Source organism: Hymenobacter qilianensis (genome assembly GCF_014638675.1).
GTDB lineage: Bacteria > Bacteroidota > Bacteroidia > Cytophagales > Hymenobacteraceae > Hymenobacter > Hymenobacter qilianensis.
Window position 1 is genome coordinate 1,450,184 of the sequence record NZ_BMFN01000002.1, and the last position, 24,040, is coordinate 1,474,223.

The following is a 24,040-nucleotide window of genomic DNA, read 5'->3' on the forward strand; positions in this document are numbered from 1 at the left end:
TGGGAGATCCTTGCCTTTAGGGGTATCTTTGTAGGTAAGAAGTATGGAAAATTTCGTCGTTTCGGCCCGTAAGTACCGTCCTGCCACCTTTCGGAGCGTGGTGGGGCAGCAGCACGTGACTACCACGCTGCAAAACGCCATTGTCAGCAACCACCTGGCCCAGGCTTTCCTGTTTTGCGGTCCGCGCGGGGTGGGCAAAACCACTTGCGCCCGCATTCTGGCCAAGACTATTAACTGCCAGAACCTTTCGCCCGAAACCGAAGCCTGCGACCAGTGCGAATCCTGCCGCTCGTTTAATCAGAACGCCTCGTTCAACGTGCACGAGCTGGATGCGGCTTCCAACAACTCGGTAGAAGATATTCGCTCGCTGGTGGAGCAGGTGCGCTACGCCCCCCAGACTGGCAAGTACAAGATCTATATTATTGACGAGGTGCACATGCTCTCCAACGCGGCCTTCAATGCCTTTTTGAAGACCCTGGAAGAGCCGCCCTCCTACGCCATTTTCATCCTGGCCACCACCGAGCGCCACAAGATCATTCCCACGATTCTGTCGCGCTGCCAGATCTTCGATTTCAACCGGATTCGGGTCGATGACATTGTGGGTCACCTGGGCTACATTGCTAAGCAAGAGCAGATTACGGCTGAGCCGGATGCTTTGCACCTAGTAGCCCAAAAGGCCGACGGCGCTTTGCGCGATGCCTTGTCCATCTTCGATCAGATGGTCACGTTTTCGGGCAATTCGCTGCGCTATCAGGATGTGGTGCAGAACCTGCACATTCTGGACTATGAGTACTACTTCCGGCTGGTAGACTTTCTGGTAAGTGAAAACCTCTCCGGCTCTTTGCTTTTGCTGGAAGAAATCATGCAGAACGGCTTTGATCTGCACAACTTCGTGGTGGGCGCGGCCGAGCATCTGCGCGGCTTGCTGGTGTGCAAAGACCCCGTGACGGTGCAGCTGCTGGAAGTGTCGGAAGGCATCCGGGCGCGCTACGTGCAGCAGGCGCAGGCAGCGCCGCTGCCGTTTTTGCTCTCAGCCCTGAACCTGGTAAGCCAGTGCGACCGGGAGTTTAAGCAAGCCAAAAACCAGCGTCTGCATGTGGAGCTGATGCTGATGAAGCTGACATATCTCAACGGGGCGGTGCAGTTTGCCCGCGAGCTGGGTGCTGGCTCCAACGGCGAGGCTAAAAAAAAAAGTAGCGTAAGTGGCTCAGCGTCGCAAAATGCCCCCCAGCCGACTAGTATAGCCGCGGCCAGCGCCCCAGTAGCGCAGCCGGTAGCAGTGCCATCGGCGGTAGCGCCTGCTGCTGTTCCTTCAGCTTCGAGCAATGGAGCGGCCAAAATGCCCCCCAGCATGGCTTCTTCCGAATCCGGGCTTGCTTCGGCACCCGCTGAGCCAGAGGAAATAATTCCGGTGGAAAGCGGCGTAGATGAGTTGCACGACACGCCCAGCATCGAGGACGAAGAGGCCGACTTGCCAACGGGGCAGCATCAGGTGCTTGATACGATGCCGCACGTAGATACCGGCGCGCCCAGTATGGCCGGCCACGAGCCGGATCAAACCGCGCCCACTCCAAAAATGCCCCCCGCTCCCTCCCTAGCCTCCTTGACGCCGCTGAATGGTGGCAGTAAGATTCCGAGTCTGAAAGACCTGAAGGCGCAGGTAGCCCAGCAAGCCGCGGTAGTCAAAAATGCCCCCCAGGAATTGGCTGAGCCTAGCGGTCCTGCTCTGGGCCTACCCACGGTGGATGAGGAGCTGCTTCAGCGTGTGTGGCAGGAATTGAAAGAGGAAAAGCGCGCTCAGGACCGCATGAGCGAGTACTCAGTGCTGAATCGGGCGGTGAAGGTTAACGAGCAGCATGTGATTGAGCTGGTGGTTGATAACCCGATTCAGATTGATCAGTTCAACGATTTTCGGATTGAGTTTCTGACGGAGCTGCGGCGGCGTACAGGCTATCCGCGTCTCACGGTGCAGCCCATTATGGGGGAGCAGGTGCAAACCGCGCGCAAGCTCTATACCTCGGCTGATAAGTTTGAATATCTGGCGGAGAAGTTTCCGTCGTTGCGCGAGATGAAGCAGCGCCTGGGCCTCGACACTGATTTTTAACAAACTAGTCGAACACTGTAGAGACACATACTTGTGTCTCGTCGTTGTTTAGCAATGGCGATGTGCATGAGGTTTGTTCAACGCTGAGACACAAGTATGTGTCTCTACACCTTCACCTCGCATCTAACTCCTGAATCAGCTTGACTTTCTTTAGCAGTTTGATTGACAGGCTTTTACCTCACCGCCAGCAGCGCCTGATTACGGGCTTGTTCCTCGGGCTGCTCCTGCTCACGGGCCTGCTGCTGCACCGCGACTACGGCGTATCGGCTGATGAGCGAGTTGATCGGCTGAACGGGATGGTGAACGTCAAGTACATGGCGGAGCTGGTGGCGCCGGCCCTAGTTCGAAACCAGGCTGGCTACCACCTTATTCCCCCGCTCAAAAAATACATCGAAAACGACCACGGCGTCGCGTTTGAGATACCGATGGCTTTGGTGAGCTTCGTGCTTACGCGGGGCGATGCACAAGCCGCTTATTATGTGCGGCACTTGTGCATTTTTCTGGTGTTCGTGGCCGGAGTGTACGCGTTATTTCGCCTCAGTGGCATATACCTGAAAAGCTGGCGCTGGGCACTGCTTACGGCACTTTTGCTAGTGCTTTCGCCCCGCCTTTTTGCTGATGCGTTTTACAATGCCAAGGACATCGTGTTCATGGCGCTGTTCACGCTTGGCATCTACTCCCTGCTTCGCTTCATCCGGCAGCCTTCCCTGCTGCGGGCTTTGCTTCACGCCTTGGTTACCGCCCTTACCGTGGATATCCGCATTCTAGGTATGCTGCTGGCAGCTTTCACCGTGGGCATGGTGGGCTTGGAACTGCTCTCACGGCCGAATGAGCAACGTACTGATAATCGGCAGCTTATGCGGAGCACCCTGCTGTATCTGGCCGTTACTCCGGTGGCTGTTCTCATTGGGTGGCCTGCGCTTTGGGAAGCGCCCCTGACCAACCTGCTGGCTTCTTTTCACAGCTTAAGTAAATATCCATTCAAGGGTACGCTTCTGTATTGGGGCAACTTCATTCATCTGCCAGCCGACCCGTTGCCCTGGCACTACATTCCGGGGTGGATTCTGGTCACGACGCCTTTGGCGTATACACTGGCGGGCGTGGGGGGCTTTTTACTGACCCTGCATTCTCTGCTGAGCCCGTGGCGCACGTTTCTGCGGACGCCGGAACACCGCCGAAACCTGTTGTTGCTGCTGTGGCTGCTGGTGCCGCCTTTGCTGGTTATCGGGCTGAATTCAATTTTGTACAATGCGTGGCGGCATCTGTTTTTTATTTATCCCGCGCTGCTAATTCTGGCGGTTCGGGGTCTGCAATACTTGTATAGCCTAACGCGCCACGCGTCCAAAGCGCGGGTATGGGCTGCTACGCTGCTGCTTGTAGCTGGAGTGGAAGTAGCTTACACCGCCGTGCGCATGGTCAGAATGCATCCGCATCAGTACGTGTATTTCAGCTTTTTGCCCCCCATCGCCGCCGAGCGACTGTTTGAGCTTGATTACTGGGGACTTTCCTACAGAGAAGGGCTGGAATGGGTGCTGGCCCACGATCCGAATCCGCAGATAACCATCAGTGGCAACCCGAGCTACCTGGACAATAATATGCTGATTTTGCCCCCCAGTCAGCGTGCGCGCCTGCGCTACATTCCCAGCCGGGCCGAAACGCCCACGGATGCCCGCTACTTCCTGACCGCTTACCATTACTACGGCGCACGCCCCAAAACGTACCCGGACAGCCTGGGGCGGGAGGTATACACCATCCGGGCCGATGGCCTGCGCATCTTTTCAGTGTTTAAGCGCTGGTAAGCGGCTTGTTTCCTCACTTTATGCCTTCTCCAGGTTCATTCTTGAAGTCGCTGCTTTCTGTTCGCCGGGTCGTGGTGGGGGGCTTTTTTGGCCTGCTCCTGCTCACGGGTTTGCTGCTCCACCGCGACTACGGCGTATCCGTAGACGAGCCGCGCCACAAGCTCAATGGCATGGTCAATATCAAGTATGTCGGGGAGATGCTGGCGCCAGAGCTCGTGCGCCGGCAAGCGGGTACGGAGCTGATTCCGGCCCTCAAAGGCTACAGCGAAAATGACCACGGCGTCGCGTTTGAGGTACCGATGGCCTTGCTGAATTTTGCCTTCACGCGCAACAACACCCAGGCCGCTTACTGGCTGCGCCACTTGTGTATTTTTCTCGTCTTCGTGGCCGGAGTGTATGCCCTGTATGGGTTGGCTACGCTGCGCTTTCAAAGCTGGCGCTGGGGTCTGCTGACAGCTTTGCTTCTGGTGCTCTCGCCCCGTTTCTTTGCCGAGGCGTTTTATAATGCCCAGGATATCGTGTTCATGGCGCTGTTTACGCTGAGTATCTACTCCCTAGACTGCTTCCTGCGTCGGCCTACTTACTTGCGCGCCTTGCTGCACGCGTTGGCTACCGCCCTGGCTATCGACGTGCGCATTCTGGGCGTGATGAGTGTGGCTTTTACGCTGGGCATGGTGGGGCTTGAACTGCTGCTGAAACCTCAGGCTGAGCGGGCCAGCAAGCTACAGCTAGTCAGAAACACAGCGCTTTACTTACTGGCATCAGCAGCGTTTGCTGTTATAGGCTGGCCCGCCCTTTGGGAAGCGCCGCTCACCAATTTTGTGGCAATTTTTCGAAGCATGAGTCATTTCGGCTGGCATTCCAAAGTCTTCTACTTCGGCCAGTATTTGCCGGGCCGTGAGATTCCGTGGCACTACATTCCGGTCTGGATCAGCATCACCACGCCCCTGCCCTACCTGGTGGCCGCGCCCCTAGGCATGGGGGCCGAACTGCGGCACTTTGTACGCGGCGGCCTGGCTGGGCTTGGCACGCTGGAGGTGCGCCTGGGTCTGCTCGGGCTGGTCTGGCTGCTGGGGCCTATGCTGCTAGTGATAGTGTTGCACTCAGTGGTTTACAACGGCTGGCGCCACCTGTACTTCGTTTATCCGGCCCTGCTGCTGCTCACGGTGCAGGGCGTGCGCACCCTGTTTCATTGGAGCAATCGGGCGACTACCTGGCGCGGGCTGGCCTACGTGCTCTTGGGGGTGGGCGGGCTGGAAGTAGCTCACACGGTGGTGCGCATGGTGCGCCTGCACCCCCACCAGCAGATGTACTTTAGCTTTTTACCCGCCCAGACCGTAGTCGGGCAGTTTGACCGCGACTACTGGGGCTTGTCCTACCGCCAGGGTCTGGAGTGGATCTTGGCCCATGACCCCAGCCCCCAAATCGCCTATAGCGGCGACCCATGGATGTTGTATTGTGGTACCTTGCTGCTGCCAGAAGATCAGAAAAAAAGGCTCAAGTACATCTGGAATGCCAACCGCCGGGAAGTCCGGTACTTTCTGACGACCTACCACCAGCATAACTACCCCCACTCTTACCCTGATAGCGTGGGACTAGGCCGCGAAGTGCATACCATTCTGGCAGAAGACCTCCCGATTCTTTCCGTGTATCAGCAAAAATGATAAAAAAGCCCCCCAGCATAATGCTGGGGGGCTTTTTTTTTGTAATGCTACATCCACCATTGCATACAGACGTGCCGCCGGTGGCTGGATAGGCGGGTATTCCATTCATACAGCCGGCGCTACTACAGCTGCAAACGGATACATGAGTTGCAGCGCTTCAGCTTAGATACAGCATAATCTTACCTAAATGCTGTATCGTTTTTAATTCCAGCCCCCACCAAGTATCTTTGATTTCTTATTGCTCTGCCCTGTTTTCTGCACCGGAAATTCTGTGAAAAAACCCTTTCTGCTTCTATTTCCGGCCATAGCCGCGCTTGGCCTGACTACCGAGTGCCAATCCACGAAAACGGCCTCTACCGGCAATGCTACCACTGATGCTCCAACGCAGGCCAGTGCCCCAGCCGCCAAAGAATACAAATACGAGACGGTAGAAGGCGACCCACTCAAAGCGCGCATCTACACCCTGGATAATGGCCTGACGGTTTATTTATCGGATTACGATGATGCGCCGCGCATCCAGACCTATCTGGCGGTGCGGGCAGGGTCCAAGAACGACCCGAGCACGGCTACCGGCCTGGCGCACTACTTGGAGCACATGGTGTTCAAAGGCACCTCCCGCCTGGGCACCCAAAACTGGGAAGCAGAAAAGGCGGAACTAGCTAAGATTGAAGCGCTTTACGAGAAGTACCGCGGCACCCGCGACGTGAATTTGCGCAAGCAGCTTTACCACCAGATCGACTCTGTATCGGGGATAGCGGCCAAGTATGCCGTAGCCAACGAGTACGATAAGGTGATGGGCGCTATCGGCTCCAAGGGCTCTAATGCTTACACATCGGTGGAGCAGACGGTGTATCAGGAGGATATTCCGAGCAACCAGCTGGAGAAGTGGGCCGCCATTCAGGCCGAGCGCATGGGCGAGATGGTACCGCGCCTGTTTCATACGGAGCTGGAGGCCGTGTACGAGGAGAAAAATCGTACTCTGGACAACGACTTCAGTAAGGAGTTTCAGGCTCTGAACGCCAGCTTGTACCAGAAGCACCAGTACGGCACCCAGACGACCATCGGTACCATTGAGCACTTGCAGAATCCGTCAATCACGGAGATCAAGGCCTATTTCGATAAGTATTACGTTCCGAACAACGTAGCACTGGCGCTGAGCGGTGATTTGGATTACGACCAGACTATTCGCATCATTGACCAGTATTTCGGCAAGCTGCCCCGCAAGGCCGAGCCCACGTTTACCATAGCGCAGGAAGCCCCGATTACGGCGCCCATCGTGAAGGAAATAGTAGGCCCGGATGCTGAGAACGTCATGCTGGGTTTCCGCTTCCCCGGCACCACTACGCCGGATGCGGTGGTGCTGCGCATGATTGACAAGATTCTGACCAACGGTCAGGCGGGTCTGATTGACCTGAACCTAAACCAGCAGCAGAAGGTGTTGCAGGCTGCCTCGTTTACGGACATCAACAACGACTATTCTTCTCACATTTTGTACGCCACGCCCCGCCAGGGCCAGAGCCTGGATCAGGTGCGCGACTTGCTGCTGGCTCAGCTGGACAAGGTGAAGAAGGGCGACTTTCCGGAGTGGCTGATTCCGGCCATTATCAACAACGAAAAGCTCCAGCGCACCAAGAGCTACGAGAGCAATGAGTCGCGGGCGGGTGCTTTTGTGTCCGCTTTCGTGGCGCGCATGCCGTGGAAGGACTATTTGAAGCAGTACGACGAGTTTGCCGCCGTTACGAAAGAAGACGTGATGCGCGTGGCCAACCAGTATTATGGCCCCGGCTACGCCCTCATTTATAAGCGCACGGGCAAAGACACGAGCACGCCCAAAGTGGTGAAGCCCGCCATTACGCCGGTGCCGGTGAATCGGGAGGTGGCTTCGTCGTTCTATAAGGAAGTAGTGGACAAGCCGACCCCGGAGTTGCAGCCGGTGTTCGTTGATTACAAGAAGGATATTCAGGAGCTGAAGCTGGCTTCGGGCATTCCGGTGTTTTACACCAAGAACACCGAAAACGAGCTATTCAATCTGTACTATATCCTTGACCTCGGCACCAACAACGACCCCAAGCTGGGTCTGGCGGCCGACTATCTGCAATATCTCGGCACCGATAAATACTCGGCAGCGCAATTGCAGCAGGAGTTTTATAAGCTGGGTTGCTCGTTCAGCGTGAGCAGCGGCGCCGACCGCGTGTATGTGAGCCTGGCCGGCCTGGACAGTAGCTTCGAGCCGGCTTTGCAGCTGTTCGAAAGCCTGCTGGCTAACCCCAAGCCCGACGCCAAAGCGCTCAGCGACATGGTGGCCGGCGTGCTTAAAGCCCGCAAAGACGCCAAACTGAATAAGCAGGTGATTCTGAGCCAGGCAATGGTGAACTACGCCAAATTTGGCCCCCAGAATCCGTTTACGACCCAACTTTCGGAAAAGCAGCTAAAAGCACTGAAGCCCCAGGATCTGACGGCGCTGACGAAGAAGCTGACTTCGTATCAGCACCGTGCGCTATACTACGGCCCACGGCCAGCCGACGGCTTGGTAGCGGTACTGAATACGGCTCACAAAACGCCCCCCACCCTCACGCCGGTACCCGCCAACAAGGATTTTGCGGAGCAGCCCATGAAGGACCGTAAGGTGTATTGGGTGGACTACAACATGGTGCAGGCTGAAATCCTGTTCCTGACCAAGGGCGACGTGTACGACAAAACCTTGGTACCCACGGTGAGCTTGTACAACGAGTACTTCGGCAGCGGCATGGGTAGCATCGTGTTCCAGGAGCTGCGCGAGTCCAAGGCGCTGGCGTATTCGGCCTACGCGCGCTACTCTAATGCCGACAAGCAGGGCCGCTCCAACTACGTGATGAGCTATATCGGCACGCAGAGCGATAAGCTGCCCGAGGCTATGACCGGTATGGCCACTTTGCTCAACGATATGCCCGTGGCCGAGGCCAATCTGCAAATCGCGAAGAACTCGATTCGCAACAGCATTGCCACGGAGCGCATCACCAAGTCGGATATCCTGTTCAGCTACGAGCGCGCCAAGCGCCTGGGCCTCGACTACGACCTGCGCCGCGATGTGTATGAGAAAACGGCCAATATGAGTTTCGACGACCTGAAGAAGTTTCAGGAAGCGAAGGTGAAAAATCAAGCCCAGACGATTCTGGTTATTGGTTCGAAAGACCGCCTGAATTTCAAGGAGCTGGCCAAGTATGGCAAAGTAGAGCAGCTCACGCTGAAAGAGATATTTGGGTACTAAAAGGCCCCCCAGCACAGTAAAAACTTCATCTTACCAATAACTGTCAGCTTACACCTGACAACTCTTACACAATGGCAGAACAGAAGATCACCATCAAAAACGGCAAGCTGAATGTCCCTGATAAGCCTACTATTCCTTTTATTGAAGGCGATGGTACGGGTCCGGACATTTGGGCTGCTTCGCGGAGAGTGCTTGACGCGGCCGTGGAGAAAGCCTACGGCGGTAAGCGCCAGCTGATGTGGAAAGAGGTGATGGCCGGCGAAAAGTCGTTTAAGCAAACCGGCAACTGGCTGCCCAATGAGACTTTGGATGCTTTCCGCGAGTATTTGGTAGGCATAAAAGGCCCCCTGACGACGCCCGTAGGCGGTGGTATTCGCTCGCTGAATGTGGCCCTGCGCCAGGAGCTTGATTTGTACGCGTGCGTGCGCCCCGTGCGTTGGTTTGAGGGCGTGCCCTCGCCCGTTAAGCAGCCGGAGCTGACCGACATGGTCATTTTCCGCGAGAACACGGAGGATATCTATGCCGGTATTGAGTATATGAACGGCACGCCCCAGGCTCAGAAAATGCTGGAATTTCTGCAGGATGAGATGGGCGTGAAGAAGATTCGCTTCCCCGAGTCGTCGTCTTTCGGCATTAAGCCGGTGTCGAAAGAAGGCACGGAGCGCCTCGTGCGCGCAGCCATCCAGTATGCCATCGAGCACAAAAAGCCTTCCGTGACCATCGTGCACAAGGGCAACATTATGAAGTTCACAGAGGGCGCGTTCAAAACCTGGGGCTACGAGCTGGCCGAGCGCGAGTTTGGCGACAAAGTGTACACTTGGGCCCAGTACGACCGCGCCGCAGCCAAGCAGGGCCAGGACGTAGCCAACGCCCAGCAGAAGGCAGCCCTCGACGGCGGCAAAATCCTGATCAAAGACAGCATTGCCGATGCTTTCCTGCAGCAGATTCTGCTCCGCCCCGCCGACTACTCGGTGGTAGCAACCCTGAACCTAAACGGCGACTATATCTCCGACGCGCTGGCGGCCATAGTGGGTGGTATCGGCATTGCGCCGGGGGCCAATATCAACTACCTCACCGGCCACGCTATCTTCGAAGCGACCCACGGCACGGCACCCAAGTACGCCGGCCAAGACAAAGTAAACCCCGGCTCGGTGATTCTGTCCGGCGCCCTAATGCTGGAGCACCTGGGCTGGCAGGAAGCTGCCGACCTCATTTACAAAGGCCTCGAAACCGCCATCGCCTCCAAGCGCGTAACCTACGACTTCGAGCGTTTGATGGAAGGTGCTACGCTGTTGAAATGCAGTGAGTTTGGCGACGAGATTATCAAGGATATGTAGTAGCTTGGCTTTTGCCAAGTACTTAATAAAACCCCGCGGTGGCTTTAGCTGGCGTGGGGTTTCTATTTAAACTATTTCCAAGTATGATTTTTCACATTATGAAGAGATTTTTACGTGACAATAAAATATATTTTGAAGTATTTTCATTTTTAGTAATTGGAATATGCGGCCTAATTATTACTTATTACCAGTACAAAGTCGCTAGCCAAGAGTTAGCTATTCATCAAAGTCAAGCTTCACCTCTATTAAGATTAGAATTATAGCAACAATACAATGAGCATGAAAAGTTTTTTGACACTGATGTATTAAATATTTACAATGATGGAGAAGCCATAAAGGATGTTAGAGTGAAAATAAATAGTTTTATTCCCTTCCAGTACAATAATAACAATAAATATAAAGGGAAGATAAAGCTTTACCTGCCAATAATAGACTATTTCAGTGTAAGGTCTCTAAAAAACCAATTTAAGGGTAAAATAGGAGAATTTTATAGATATGGAAATTACAAGACATATCATGATAGAATATACATAAAATGTTTATATTTTAATCATAATAACAAAAAAATTCATATAGAACCAGAAAAAATTGTTGTACTAAAAATATCGTATAATGATATAATAAACAATAGTTATACAGAATACTTTAATGTAACTGCCGGGTTTGGAGAAAGAATGATAAAAAGGGATTATGAGTCAATATTGAATAAAAGTAATGAGCAATTTAGTAATAGAATTATAAGAGTTGAGGACATAAGTTTTGAGGACTTACTAACAATCGCCCAAGATTCTATTAACAATATTAGAAATAATTGATTATTGTTCTAAATTGACCCTAAACAGTGCGAGCTTGTATCTCGTGACTTGCCTTGAGGTGGTGGTACCTTCCCGTCAATGTCGCGCCAGCGGCAAAAAAGAAGCCGCTTAGGTAATCCAAGCGACGTTGTTCTGGCGTGGGAGGCACAGCCTCCCGGCATGGCTGGTCACCAGTTACGCTGCGCTAAACTCGCGCCAGTGGCCGTGCTATTAAAAAATAGCAGCAACGGAAACCTGCACTGATTAAAACTTAAATTCCTGCATGCCTGCGACTTTCTTAAGCCTGATATGATTCAGGCCATGCGTATATCGGGCGCTGAGGCTTACGTTAGTAAACAGCCTCACTCCTAGGCCGGCCGTAGCGCCAATGCTTCGCTCCTCCGTGTCGCGTGTAGTAGTTACTGTTTGGCCGTTTGCATGCTTTTCGGCTTGAATCAATAAATCAAACTGTGGCCCGGCCATAAGGCTAACGCGTTGGAAAACAGTGTATTGAATCAAGACCGGCAGGGAGAGATAATCGAAGACGTAGGCTGTGGCGCTGCTCGTTTCCTTGCTTTGCATGCGTGTCCACAGGTAGTCTTGCTGAAGAGCGAATTTTTCATTCAGCCTGATTCCTACCAGCAGACCAGCGGTAAAGCCCGGCTTCCATTGATTTTCAACCGGAGCAGCTGGTCTCGGATAGCCTTTGTTGAAGTTCATAGCGGACAAATTGCTCCCCACGCTCGCCCCAAAATAGACCACCTTGTTTCTGAATGGCGTTTGTTGTGCAGGATGCTCCTGCGCAGCGATTGTTGGCTGTGGTACATAGTCTGTATCCTGCGCTTTTGCTTGCAAACAAAGACACGTTATCAGACTTAGCGTTAGGGCATCCTTCATCTTCAAAATGTACATAATATACTATGTATTATGCACACCTTGGTCTCAGCCTTGTTGGGGTATTTCCGTAAGCGCTCGGCTCAACCCAGCCGATAGGCCAACAGGAAGCTGTGGGGGGCTTTTTATTCAGGATGAGAAGCTTATAAGCTGCTCTTTTATGAGCAAGCCACCCTGCGTGTACCCGTTTTCATTTATGCAGTTACCTTACTGCCAGCAAATGGTTTATTTGCCGCTGCATCCCGTATATACCGCTAACCTGAACCAACTCTATCCATGAAAAAGCACTTTTCCCGATACCTGCTGCTCTCCACGGGCCTTGTCGGGAGCCTATCCTTATTTGCGCTCACCTCCGAGAATAAAATTGTAGCCGACCCCGACAACGCCGGCCTGAAGCTGCCCGCCGGCTTTGGCGCCCTAAAAGTGGCCGAAACCGGCGCCCGCACCCGCCACATTACCGTCACGCCCCAAGGCACGATTTACGTTAAGCTGAACCGGCCCAACAAGGAAGGCAAAGGAATTCTGATGCTGCGCGAAACCAGCGGCGGCAAAGCCGAGGTAGTCAACGGCTTCAGCAACTACGGCGGCACGGGCATCTACAGCGTCCCCGGTTTTCTGTACGCTTCCTCCAATGACGCCGTGTATCGGTACAAGCTCAGCCCCAAGGGCGAGGTAACGAACCCCACCCAGCCCGAAAAGATTATCACCGGCCTTATCAACCGGCGGCAGCACGAAAGCAAGTCGATAACCCAGGATAAGGCGGGCAATATTTACGTCAATATTGGGGCTTATTCCAACGCCTGCCAGGTGAAAGACCGGCAGAAAGGCTCGCTGGGCCGGCCCAATTGCCCCATACTAGATTCGGCGGGCGGCATTTGGCAGTTCCGGGCCGATAAGCTCAACCAGACCTACGCCAACGGCACGCGCTATGCTACCGGCCTGCGCAACGTGGTAGGCCTGGACTGGAATACGCAGGCTAATCAGCTCTTCGTAATGCAGCACGGTCGCGACCAGCTTCACGACAACTTCCCGGAGCTATACGACACGAAGCAGTCGGCGGAGCTGCCAGCTGAGTGCATGTACGCGCTCAATAAAGGCGACAACGCCGGCTGGCCTTACATGTACTACGACAATGTGCAGCGCAAGAAAATGATGGCCCCCGAGTACGGCGGCGACGGCAAAAAAGAGGCAACCGGCAACTACATAGACCCCGCCGCCGCCTACCCCGCCCACACAGCCCCGAACGCGCTGCTGTTTTACACCGGCACCATGTTTCCGGAGAAATACCGCAACGGCGCTTTCATCGCCTTCCACGGCTCCTGGAACCGTGCCCCTGAGCCGCAGAAGGGTTATTACATCGCCTTCCAGCCCTTCAAAGACGGTAAGCCCTCAGGTGAATGGGAAGTATTTGCGGACAACTTTGCCGGTGCGCCCGACAAAGCCGCTGCTGGTCGGCCCGACCACAAGCCCTGCGGCCTGGCCCAGGGTCCCGACGGCTCGCTCTATGTCACCGACGATAAGCAGGGCACGATTTACCGCATTGTATACGCTAAAAAATAAGCCCTTTGATGAAGCAGATCTTTATCGTTGTGTGCGCGCTGACTTTGCTTAGTCAGTCGGCCGTTGCTCAACAAAAAACGCCCCCCAAAGCCAAGCCAACCACCAAAAAAGCTGCCACTGCTGCTCCCAAAACTGCGGCGGTTGCGGCCGCTACCCTCACGGCCGGCAAAGCGGTGTACACCCAGAACTGCCTGACCTGCCACATGGCCGATGGCGGTGGCGTGGAAAGAATGAATCCGCCCCTAAACGGCACCACTTGGGTACTGGGCGATAAAACCAGGTTGGTAAAAGTGGTACTCAACGGCCTGGAGGGCGAAGACATCGACGGCGAGTCGTACGCCAGCGTGATGCCCGCCTTCGACGCCCTCACCGACAAGCAGATTTCTGACGTGCTGACTTACGTGCGCAACAGCTTTGGCAACAAAGCCACGGCTATATCCGCAGCGGAGGTGAAAACAATCAGGGCTTCTAATAAGAAGTAAATGCTTGCTCATACGCCAAATCGGCCGCCGTTGCTCCCGGGCAGCGGCGGCCGGTTTGTTTAGTACGCTTCAGCAGCGTGTTTTAGAACACGAGCCGTTACGGAAAGCTGCCCTACGTGGCGCATCGTGTGCTCGGCTGCGTGAACCAGCAGGCCCAGCACCGTGGAGGGCAACATGGCTCGCCCCACGCCGCGCGGCTCCGTTAGCGTGGCTTCGTTGGTGGTGCGTAGCTGCGTAAGCGCTTGCTCTACCTGATTGTGAAACGCCTGCACAAGCTCAGGCACAAGGCAGCCCGCCGGGGGGCATTTTCCTTCTATTGCCAGCGCTTCCAGCTGCGCAGGCGTAAGCTGCCGGCCTCGGGCATACGTGAAGGTGCGGTCGAGTACGCCGGTGAGGTGCTGGAGGTGAAAACCAATGGAGGCCACACCCGCCGGCTTCTCCCAAAGTAGTGTTTCGGGGAAGCCGTGCAGCAGCTTGCTTACTTCTTCGCGGGCCTGGAGCAGGGCATGGGCTACGGGCTGGAGCAAAGGCGGCATATCGGGCAAGGGGCCGCGCAGCCAGACTTCCCGGGTATCGGTGGGGGGCATTTTTGCTGATTTAAATGAAGGGTTAACAAATAGGAAGTTAGTCAAGATACTGGGGCAATTCTAGTTACGGCCGTATCTTTGGGCATGTTGGAAGTATCGAAGCGAGGCCACGCCATGCCGGTGTCGCCTTTTAGGAAGTTGTTGCCCCACGCCGAAGCGGCCCGGAAGCGCGGCCTCAAGGTGCATCATTTAAATATCGGTCAGCCCGATATAGAAACGCCCCCCGCCGTGCTGGAAGCGGTGCAAAAAGCCAATATACGGGTGCTGGAGTACAGCGCCAGTGCCGGCCACGAGAGCTACCGCCAGAAGCTTGCCGCGTATTATCAGCGCGCCGGCATCGATGTAACCGCCGACGAAATCATCGTAACGGCGGGCGGCTCCGAGGCTATCCTGTTTGCCATGCTGAGCTGCCTGAACCCCGGCGACGAGGTGATAATGTCGGAGCCTTTTTATGGTGCTTACACGGCCTTTACTGTTGCCGCTGGGGTGCATATCGTGCCGGTTTTGGCGCACATAGAGAATGGCTTTGCCCTGCCTCCCATCGGTGAATTCGAGCGGGTTATTACTCCGCGCACCAAGGCCATTTTAATCTGCAATCCGAATAACCCAACGGGCCACGTGTATCGGCGCGAAGAGCTGGAGCAGCTGCGCGACATTTGCCTGCGCCACCACCTGTATCTGTTTTCCGACGAAGCTTACCGCGAATTCTGCTACGATTCGCCCTACGTAAGCGCCCTGCACCTTTCGGGCGTAGACGAGCACGTGGTGTTGCTGGATACTATTTCGAAGCGCTATAGTGCCTGCGGGGCCCGTTTGGGGGCTTTTGTTACCAAAAACAAAGCCCTGTACGCCGTGGCCCTGAAGTTTGCCCAAATGCGGATCAGTCCGCCCGGCCTGGCGCAGCTGCTGGGCGAGGCGGCCACTGATTTGCCCCCCACCTACTTCGACGCTACCAAAACGGAGTACCTCGCCCGCCGCGACCTGATGGTGAGCCGCTTGCGTGCCATGCCCGGCGTGGAATGTCCTTTACCGGGCGGCGCATTTTACGTGATGGCCCGGCTGCCCGTCGACGACTGCGAACGCTTTGGCCAATGGCTGCTGGAGTCGTTTTCGTATGAGAATCAAACGGTAATGCTGACGCCCGCTGCTGGCTTTTACGCGACTCCAGGCCGCGGCCGCGACGAAGTGCGTCTTGCTTACGTGCTCAACCTCGATACGCTGGACGCGGCCCTGACTTGCCTGGAAAAAGCCCTGATAGCCTATCCGGGCAGAACCCAGCCTCTAGCGCCCACTCTGCAAGCTGCCACGCTGTAGCGCTATAATCAGCGGGCATCAAGCTGCGCCGCGCGGCTTTTCGCTTGATGCTGCATCCTACTTTTGCCCCCCAGACACTTTATTTCTTATGCTCGCTCTACTTTCTTCTACCCTTGGTCGCCTGCGCGTGGTTGGCTTTTTGGAAGGGCTTTCTTTTCTCGTGCTTCTCGGCATTGCGATGCCGCTCAAATATATGGCTGGCCTGCCGGAGGCCGTCCGCATGGTTGGTATGGCCCACGGACTTTTGTTTGTGCTGTATGTGCTGCTGGTGATTATGGCCACTATCGAGCTGGGCTGGTCTTTCAAGAAGGCTGTGCTGGCTTTTCTGGCTTCACTGGTTCCATTTGGCACTTTTTACGCTGATAAGAAGCTGTTTCGGGAGTAGAATACTTTCAAACTCAGAACGTCATGCAGAGGCGGAGCCGAAGCATGACGTTCTTTCTGAATGAGGTTCTTTATTAGAACACATTATACTGCGTCATCACCCCAACAAAAAAGGGTCGTCATTGCTGACGACCCTTTTTATTTATTGAAGCTGCGATTTTACAGTGTTGCCATGTCAATCACAAAGCGATATTTCACGTCGCTTTTAACCATGCGGTCATAGGCTTCGTTGATGTTGTCGATCGGGATGATTTCGATATCCGACATAATGTTGTGCTCTGCGCAGAAGTCCAGCATTTCCTGAGTTTCGGCGATGCCGCCGATGAGGGAGCCAGCCAGACGGCGGCGCTTGCTGATGAGGTTGAAGGCGTGCACCTGCGGCGCTTCCGGCGGTACGCCGAGCAATACCATCGTACCATCGAGGCGCAGCGTGGCCAGGTACAGGTTCAGGTCGAGGGGCGCGGAAACCGTGTTGATGATGATGTCGAAGTAGTTCTGGACGCTTTTCATGGCCTCCTTATCCTTGGTTACCACGAATTTGTGAGCGCCCAAAGCTTTGGCATCAGCTTCCTTATTAGGCGACGTGCTGAGCACAGTTACTTCGGCACCCATGGCGGCGGCCAGCTTTACGGCCATGTGGCCCAGGCCGCCGAGGCCCATAACGCCTACCCGGTCGCCTTCCTTCACATTCCATTGGCGCAGAGGCGAGTACGTAGTAATGCCAGCGCACAGCAGCGGCGCTACCCGCGCCAGATCCAGCTTGTCAGATACGCGCAGCACGAAGTTTTCATCCACTACTACCTGGTTGGAATAGCCGCCGTAGGTGGGCTCCTGCGTTTTAAGCTCACGGCCGTTGTAAGTACCCACAAAGCCTACTTCGCAGTATTGCTCCAGCTGCTGCTCGCAGCTCGAGCACGTGCGGCAGGAGTCGACCATACAGCCCACGCCGGCCAGGTCGCCTTCCTTGAATTTCTTGACATGCTGGCCAACCTGCGTAACGCGGCCCACAATTTCGTGGCCGGGTACCATCGGGAAAATGGAGCCGCCCCACTCGTCGCGCACCTGGTGTACATCGGAGTGGCACACGCCACAGAACAGAATCTCTATTTGCACATCGTGCGGGCCTACTTCGCGGCGCTCAAAGTTGAAGGGAGTCAGGGGCGCATTGGCCGTTTGGGCCGCGTAACCTTTTACTTGGGTCATGGTCTTGGTTTTGGAGAGTTGTGTAAAGAGCGAAAATCAATAACTCACTGCCGAGCGGGAAGTTTAGCAGCCCGACGGCCCATTTCGGTTTAAACAGGCTTTTGGCTTAGTTATCAACAGGTTATAAACATATTGTGGAAAGCTAATTTACCAGCTGAGCTTTAGCCAGCGATTCTTCCACCTGCTCGCGCATTCGCCGCATCGACTCACGCGCAAAGCGGCGCTGCAACATCCGGCCAAACAGCTTAAAGCCCAGCCAATAGAACGGGTTGCGAATACGCCCCAGCTGTGAGTACGCATGAATACGAAACTCAACCCGGCCGGTTTGCAAATGCTTATGAACAGTGAAGTTGATTTCTCCGCGCTCAAAATGACCTTCCAGCGTCCGGTAGTTGTAGCCCCACACCTGCTCGGGGCCAGTATCGGTGGTGCGAGTTTCGTCGAAAACGCCCCCCACACGCACTCCAAACCAAAAGGTGAAGAACAGAAACTGCCCGCGCAGCAATAGCGTGCGCTTTTCCAACGGATCGTCGGGCACAAAGATGCCGGTAATCAGGTCGGGCGGCGGGAAGGTATAGTTGAGCAGTACTTGGCGCGCGGCGGTCCAGGAGCCGTGCTCGGCGGGCGGGCCGGGGGCCTCGGGGGGCAAATCGGTGGCGTAATCATCTACGTGCCAGCCGGTAGCGGTGGTGTACTCGTAGGCGCGCTCGGGATCGAAGTTGTATTGGGCTTCATTAAACGAGGCCAAGCGGGCACGGTGCAGCTCCCAAAGCGGCGGCGCAGTCTTGGTCTCAGCCTTCATGTCGCACTTCGGTTGTGGTGTCGTCCTGCTTTATAGTTTCCACCGAAACCGGCCCCAGCGGCAAGCCCCCGCAATAGTCGGCCACCCGCTCACAGAACGTACGCCAGGTTTGCTCCTGCACCTGTTTGCCAACCCCGATTGTGTCGTAGGCAAAAGCCACCAGCCCGTCGCGGGAGCGCGCCCAGGAATGAATTTCGAATTGCAGCGTGTCGGGCAAGTGCGGGTGCTGACGCAGGGTAAACCGTATACGGCCCGCTTCAGGATGGTTTTCGAGCGTGATCAGCTCAAAGTAATCAGCGCCCATTTCCGTAACCCGCACGCTGCCGTTCCAGGGACCAAGAATGCGAATTTTGAACTCGTCGCCCACGGCCAGGCAATGATCCTTGCCTTTGGTTTTCTCAAAATTGGCCAACAAATCGGGCGAGAAGCGCTCCATTTCGCAGGTAATCGTCTGAAAAAGATCCTCGGCCGACAGGTTGGAGTGCTGAAAAGAAACTTGGTAGCAGCGTTCAAAAAAGGGCCCGGAGCCCGTGCTGGCTGGTTGTTCGGCTTTGCTCATGGGAGGTTCGCGGCTAAAGTGTCCGCATACTTTACTTAACGCAGGCGGGCGGCCAGAGTTGAAGCGTGGGGCAACGGCTACAGAGCTTTTCGGCCAAAGGCTGGGCTTCCAAACGACCTGCTCACGCATCAGTCGCTGCTTATACAATTGAAAGCCGGTGACTTTTCTCACCAAAAAAAGCCCCCCAGAAAAACTCTGGGGGGCTTTTTTGTCAATTTGCTTCACCGATCAGGCGCAGCAGCAGCGGACTAGTAGCCCGGATTCTGGGGCAGCTTCCAGGTTTGGGCATCCTCCAGCGAGATGGGCACCAGTGGCACAGGGTTTACGGAGGTCTCCGTGGCTACGTGGGTGAGGGCGCGGGCCCGGACATCAGCCGGCAAGCTGGCCATGTAGCGCCCCGTCCGGATCAGGTCCCAAAGGCGCAGCGACTCTTCTCCAAACTCTACCCGGCGCTCGTGCCAAATGGCATTCAGCAGGGCTTGGCCCGAGAGGCCGGGGGCCAGGTCGGGCAGAGTGCCGGCTGGCGTATTGGCTGGCGCGTAGGCCAGCGAGCCCACCGTGGTGCCTGGAGGCCGGGTGGAATTGCGGGCGCGTTGCCGCACCTGATTTACTAGTGCTACCGCTTCCGGACCGCGATTCGTTTGGGCAGCAGCTTCAGCCTTCATGAGCAGAATATCGGCGTAGCGCATCTTGCGGATGTTCTGCGGACCGGAAGCATTGTTGTTGGGGGCCAAAATGGCCACCTTCCGGCTCAGATAACCTGTGGCATTCTCCGTCCTATCAATGGTTTGGCGGATGCCCAACACCACATCACCATCCTTAATGATGGTAGCTTCCAGGCGTGGATCATTCGGCTCGAACTCGTTCACTAAGCTCTGGGTGGGGTTATTGAAGCCGTAGCCAAAGGTTTTACGATTATTCTGGAAGATGTTGTTTGTGGTACCCACCATGATAGGGCCATATCCTTCATTAGAGGTAGCAAACTGAATTTCGAATATCGATTCGCTGCTGTTCTCGCCGATTTCCTGATGAATAGTCGCGTAGTTGGGCAGCAGGCTGTACTGGCCCGAGGTGATAATTGTGCTGGTTAAATCGTACACCTCCTGCCAAGTGTGATTGTTACCATTCACGGTGCCCAGCTGGTACATGATAACCCTGGCCAGGTAGGCATTAGCAGCGCCTTTCGTGGCCCGACCCAGATCGGCGGTGGCGTAGGCACTCTTTTCGGGTAGCAAGGCCGCCGCTGCCTTCAGATCCTTCTCGATAAAGGCGTACGTTTGAGCGATGCTGGCGCGAGTAACGTTAGTGCTTTCCGTCGGCTTGGGCGTTTGCTCGAATAGAGGCACTCCCCCAAACAGCTTCACCAGATTGAAGTAGAAATAAGCCCGCAGAAACAGGGCTTCGCCTTTAAGTCGCTGCTTCAGGGCTTCATCAATGGTGCCCGCGTCAATGTTGTTGATCACGGTGTTGGCGCGGGCAATGCCGGTAAAGCTGTGCACCCACAGGGTAGTGACCGGGGGGTTGCTGGGCGGAATGTTCCAGGTTTTGAGCTCCGTTATAGTCGGGAAGTCGCTGGGAGAGCTGCCCTTCTCGGCGTCGTCGCTCATCACGTCCCCGAACATCCATTCATACGTTTGGGCCACGAACGGGCCGTTACCCCACTTAGGTCCCTGGTCCCAGGAAGTGACGTCGTAGATGCCGTTTACGGCCTGCACAGCGTTGGTAGGATCGCGGAACAGGGTTTCCTGGGTGGTAGCACCCAGGGGCTCTTTATCCAGGAAGCTCTCGCAACCCTGGGAAAGCCCGGCCAGCAGCATAAAGGCTATGAGGCGGGCGGTTTTCATCTTGGCTATCATCTGTAGACTAAGAATAAGCGTTAAAACTGAAGGTTGAAGCCCAGGCGGTAGGTGCGCGCCTGTGGGTAGTTGCCGTAATCTACCCCGTAGGCCAGGGGATTATTGAAGAAGCCGGCAGTGGAGATTTCCGGGTCGTAGCCGGTGTACTTGGTGAAGGTGAACACGTTATCGACGGAAGCAAACACCCGGAAGCCGTTCAGGCGAAGCCGTGAGCCCAGGCCGCTGGGCAGCGTGTAGCCCAACTCCATGTTGCGGGCGCGCAGGTAGCTGCCGTCTTCCACGTGGCGGCTGCTGAAGCTGTCGTTGCCTCTGGGGCCGTTGTTGGTGTCGTTGGAGGTGATGCGGGGTTGGTCGCTGTTAGGGTTGGCGGGCGTCCAGCGGTCGAGACGGGAGGCGTAGAAGTTGCTCCACACGCCCACAAAGTTGCTGGACTTCGACAAGGTGAAGCCCGCGCCATTGACCAGCTCCGCACCCTGTACACCGTAGAGTAACACCTTGAAATCGAAGTTGCTGTACGACAGGTTAATGGTGCCGCCATAGGTAAAGTCCGGCGTGGCGCTGCCAAGGTAGGTGTTGTCAAGGGAAGTGATTTGACCGTCCCCGTTCACGTCCTGATAACGCACGTCGCCGGGCTTGGCGCCGGGCTGAACCCGCCCCCCGGCGGCGTTCGTGTACGCATCAATCTCCGCCTGATCCCGGAAGATGCCATCCACCTGCAAGCCGTTGAAGTAAGCCACCTCGCGGCCCACGCCCGTGAGAGTCGTGTTGCCCGTCTGCACCAGCACGTTGCCGCTGGCAATGGGGTTGGCCCCGCCCAAGTCGGTTACTTCGTTGGTGATGCGAGTGAAGTTGGCGCCCACGCTGTACTGAAGCTTCCCGATTTCGTTGCGGTAGTTAAGCGCCAGCTCCAGGCCGCGGTTGCGCAGCGAACCCACGTTGGCACTCGCTGGCGCTTGGCCCACGTAATCAGGTACGGGCAGCAGGGCAATCATGTCCTCCGTGCGCCGGATGAAATAGTCGGCCGTCAGCGAGAGCTTGCTGTCAAACAGCTCGGCGTCAATGCCCACGTCCGTGGTGATGGAGGTTTCCCACTTCAGACTCGGGTTGTTGAGTTGGGTGATGGCCAAGCCCGGCGCCGTGGCGTTGTTGAATACGTACAGTTGGTTGTTGGTCGCCACCGAGGCGTAGCCGTAGTTAGGCGCGGCGTTCTGGTTGCCCACGGCCCCGTAGCTAGCGCGCAGCTTCAACGCCGATAGCATGGCTACCTCCTTCAGGAAAGGCTCGTTGGAAATGTTCCAGGCGGCACCCACGGAAGGAAATACACCGGTCCGTACAGGAGCCAGGAACCTCGAGGTCTGGTCGAAGCGCAGAGTGCCGGTCAGCAAGTACTTGTCGCGGAAGTTGTAGTTGGCCCGGCCGAAGTACGATAAAAGCCCCGCATCGTACTGGGAGCTGCGCACGCCGTTGTTGGCGCTGCGGTTAGCCGAAATGTACTGCAAAGTAGGGTCAGCGGGCACATTAAAGCCCGTAACGGAAATGCCGTCGCCGTAGCCGCGCTGCGCTTCCTGGCCCAACGTAGCCGAAACGGAGCTATTCTGGCCGAGGTCCAGCGTATAGTTGGCATAGTTCGACCACACCCACGAGATGTTCTGGTTGCGGGTTTCAATCAGCGCGCTTTGGGCACGTTGATCTAAGGGACCAAGGAAGTACTGAGGCTGGTATGCTTTCGGGTTAAAGTTGTTGTAATTGATACCGAAAGAAGACCGGAACGATAAGCCTTTGGCCAGCGCAACATCAACGTAGGCCGTGGAAAACAGTGTGTTGGAGCGGGTCTTGCTGAACTTCTGCTCGTCGAGGTAACGCAACGCATTGGGCACGTTGGTGAGGTTGTCGTACGCAAAGCCTCCGTCGGGCAAGATGGGGTTGTGAATAGGAATGTTTTGGGTAGCGTACTCCAGCACCCGGTAGTTAACCGTATTGCCCGTACCATCAGAACTACCCGTGGTGTTGGTGTTGGTAAACGTGGCCGAGACGCCCGCCTTCACGTGCCGGGTCAGCACGAGGTCATCGTTGACGCGAATCACGTATTTCCTAAACTCCGAGTTTTTCAGAATACCATCCTGCTGGAAGTAGCTGCCGCTCACCAGAAAGCGATTTTGCTCGGTGCCGCCCGAGGCGGATAGGCTGTAATTGGTGATCAGGCCGCGCTGGGTTAACAGGTCCTGATAGTTGGTGCCAGTGGCTCCGCTCTGAATGGCTTCTTGCAGCCGCGGCGCGTAGTCGGCGGGCACTGGGCTGTTGTTATTCGTATACGCCTCCGTCACCAGCGTCGCGTACTCGGCAGCGTTGGTCAGGTCGAGCTTCTTACGGATCTGCTGGAAGCCAGTGTAGCCCGTCATATTGAACTGGGTTTTGCCAACTTTGCCGCGTTTAGTAGTAATTAATACTACGCCATTTGCTCCCCGCGAGCCATAAATGGCCGTGGCCGAGGCGTCTTTCAGGATTTCGGTCGACTCAATGTCGGTGGGCAGCAGAAAGCCGATGTCGCCCGTTTGAATGCCGTCTACCACGTACAGCGGGTCACTGTTGTTTATGGTACCCACGCCCCGCACCCGAATCCGAGTGCCCGCGCCGGGCTGCCCACTGTTGGAGGTTACCTCTACACCTGCCGCGCGCCCTTGCAGGGCTTGCACCGGGTTGGAAGTAGCTACCTGAGCGAGCTGCGCCCCGCTGACGGAGGCCACTGCGCCCGTCAGGTCGCTCTTGCGGGCCGTGCCGTAGCCAATTACGACTACTTCACTCAGGGCCTGTGTGTCTTCGGCCAGGGTTACAGTCAGATTGCTGGTAGCACCAGTTACGGGTATTTCCTGGCGGCTGTAGCCCACGTAACTGAATACTAGCACGCTGTTCTCGGGGGCTTGCAGGGTAAAGCTGCCATCGGCTCCGGTACCGGTGCCCGTAGTAGTGCCTTTCACCACCACCGTTACGCCCGGCAAGCCGCCACCTTTGGCATCCACTACCCGCCCCGAAACGGTCACGTCCGCAGCTACTGAAACGTTTGCGGTAGGTGGCACAGAAGGAAGGCGCAACACCACGCGATTATTATCCACCTCATATTGGATCTTCAGAGGTGCCAGTATTTCGTCTACAACAGCTGAAACGGGCTTGTCTTGGGCCTGTACAGTTACTTTCCGCTCGGCGTTTAGCAGCTGTTGGCTGTACACAAAACGAATGTCGGCCTGCTTAGCAATCTGATGAAGCGTTTCAGTAATCGTTTGCGCTTCTACCCGTAAAGTAACTTTGCGGTCCAGCACGGCCTGGGCCACGGCGGGCCGCGCCGTGGCGGTACCGGCCAGCACGCACAGCAGCAGCACGTGTACTACTGCCGCCCCTATGGGGTACCGGAAGGGCGGAAAAAAGTGTAATAGCTTTTTCATGGAATGGATTTAGTGGT

Annotated in this window: 16 protein-coding genes; 9 read left to right on the forward strand and 7 right to left on the reverse strand. The window is 55.8% G+C overall.

The features are described from left to right. Positions 1-43: 43 nt before the first annotated feature. From IEW06_RS13850 to icd, 5 genes are all read left to right on the forward strand, one after another. Positions 44-2,104: a DNA polymerase III subunit gamma/tau gene (locus IEW06_RS13850; RefSeq protein ID WP_188548433.1), complete on the forward strand. Its 2,061-nt coding sequence runs from the start codon at positions 44-46 to the stop codon at positions 2,102-2,104. A 158-nt stretch (positions 2,105-2,262) separates the two neighbouring features. Continuing rightward, entirely contained in the window at positions 2,263-3,903 is a 1,641-nt protein-coding gene (locus IEW06_RS13855) for a hypothetical protein (protein WP_187733042.1), read from the forward strand. Positions 3,904-3,923: 20 nt separating this feature from the next. Beyond that, a complete protein-coding gene (locus IEW06_RS13860) occupies positions 3,924-5,567 on the forward strand; it encodes a hypothetical protein (RefSeq protein ID WP_187733043.1) in 1,644 nt (547 codons plus the stop codon). Positions 5,568-5,838: 271 nt separating this feature from the next. Then, positions 5,839-8,814: a M16 family metallopeptidase gene (locus IEW06_RS13865; RefSeq protein WP_223284711.1), complete on the forward strand. Its 2,976-nt coding sequence runs from the start codon at positions 5,839-5,841 to the stop codon at positions 8,812-8,814. 71 nt (positions 8,815-8,885) lie between these two features. Continuing rightward, positions 8,886-10,151 carry an NADP-dependent isocitrate dehydrogenase gene (gene icd, locus IEW06_RS13870; RefSeq protein ID WP_187733044.1) on the forward strand — a complete coding sequence of 422 codons (1,266 nt, stop codon included), beginning with the start codon at positions 8,886-8,888 and terminating at the stop codon, positions 10,149-10,151. A 1,058-nt stretch (positions 10,152-11,209) separates the two neighbouring features. On the opposite strand, the gene IEW06_RS13875 is transcribed toward icd, so the two are convergent. Next, positions 11,210-11,857, reverse strand: a complete 648-nt coding sequence (locus tag IEW06_RS13875) for a porin family protein (RefSeq protein WP_188548434.1) — start codon at positions 11,855-11,857, stop codon at positions 11,210-11,212. A 258-nt stretch (positions 11,858-12,115) separates the two neighbouring features. On the opposite strand from IEW06_RS13875, the gene IEW06_RS13880 reads away from it, so the two are divergent. Together IEW06_RS13880 and IEW06_RS13885 are read left to right on the forward strand one after the other, a co-directional pair. Beyond that, entirely contained in the window at positions 12,116-13,399 is a 1,284-nt protein-coding gene (locus IEW06_RS13880) for a PQQ-dependent sugar dehydrogenase (protein ID WP_187733046.1), read from the forward strand. 8 nt (positions 13,400-13,407) lie between these two features. Next, positions 13,408-13,881 carry a c-type cytochrome gene (locus tag IEW06_RS13885; protein WP_187733047.1) on the forward strand — a complete coding sequence of 158 codons (474 nt, stop codon included), beginning with the start codon at positions 13,408-13,410 and terminating at the stop codon, positions 13,879-13,881. Positions 13,882-13,940: 59 nt separating this feature from the next. Here the strand turns inward: IEW06_RS13885 and IEW06_RS13890 are convergent, their stop codons facing one another. After that, on the reverse strand, positions 13,941-14,468 hold the full coding sequence (locus IEW06_RS13890; RefSeq protein WP_188548435.1) for a DinB family protein: 528 nt from the start codon (positions 14,466-14,468) through the stop codon (positions 13,941-13,943). 84 nt (positions 14,469-14,552) lie between these two features. On the opposite strand from IEW06_RS13890, the gene IEW06_RS13895 reads away from it, so the two are divergent. Both IEW06_RS13895 and IEW06_RS13900 read left to right on the forward strand, forming a co-directional pair. Continuing rightward, complete coding sequence (locus IEW06_RS13895; RefSeq protein WP_187733048.1) at positions 14,553-15,782, forward strand: pyridoxal phosphate-dependent aminotransferase; 1,230 nt, start codon at positions 14,553-14,555, stop codon at positions 15,780-15,782. Between the two features lie 88 nt (positions 15,783-15,870). Then, the gene (locus IEW06_RS13900; protein WP_187733049.1) at positions 15,871-16,167 is read left to right on the forward strand and encodes a DUF3817 domain-containing protein; all 297 of its coding nucleotides are present in this window, start codon (positions 15,871-15,873) and stop codon (positions 16,165-16,167) included. A gap of 158 nt (positions 16,168-16,325) precedes the next feature. Here the strand turns inward: IEW06_RS13900 and IEW06_RS13905 are convergent, their stop codons facing one another. The 5 genes from IEW06_RS13905 to IEW06_RS13925 form a co-directional block, all read right to left on the reverse strand. Further along, complete coding sequence (locus tag IEW06_RS13905; RefSeq protein WP_187733050.1) at positions 16,326-17,369, reverse strand: NAD(P)-dependent alcohol dehydrogenase; 1,044 nt, start codon at positions 17,367-17,369, stop codon at positions 16,326-16,328. A gap of 142 nt (positions 17,370-17,511) precedes the next feature. Then, on the reverse strand, positions 17,512-18,171 hold the full coding sequence (locus IEW06_RS13910; RefSeq protein WP_187733051.1) for a DUF1990 domain-containing protein: 660 nt from the start codon (positions 18,169-18,171) through the stop codon (positions 17,512-17,514). Beyond that, positions 18,161-18,730: a DUF1990 family protein gene (locus IEW06_RS13915; protein WP_187733052.1), complete on the reverse strand. Its 570-nt coding sequence runs from the start codon at positions 18,728-18,730 to the stop codon at positions 18,161-18,163. The genes IEW06_RS13910 and IEW06_RS13915 overlap by 11 nt, the downstream gene beginning before the upstream one ends. 248 nt (positions 18,731-18,978) lie before the next feature. Next, complete coding sequence (locus tag IEW06_RS13920) at positions 18,979-20,574, reverse strand: RagB/SusD family nutrient uptake outer membrane protein (protein ID WP_188548436.1); 1,596 nt, start codon at positions 20,572-20,574, stop codon at positions 18,979-18,981. A 32-nt stretch (positions 20,575-20,606) separates the two neighbouring features. Further along, complete coding sequence (locus tag IEW06_RS13925; RefSeq protein WP_187733054.1) at positions 20,607-24,023, reverse strand: TonB-dependent receptor; 3,417 nt, start codon at positions 24,021-24,023, stop codon at positions 20,607-20,609. Positions 24,024-24,040: the final 17 nt, after the last annotated feature.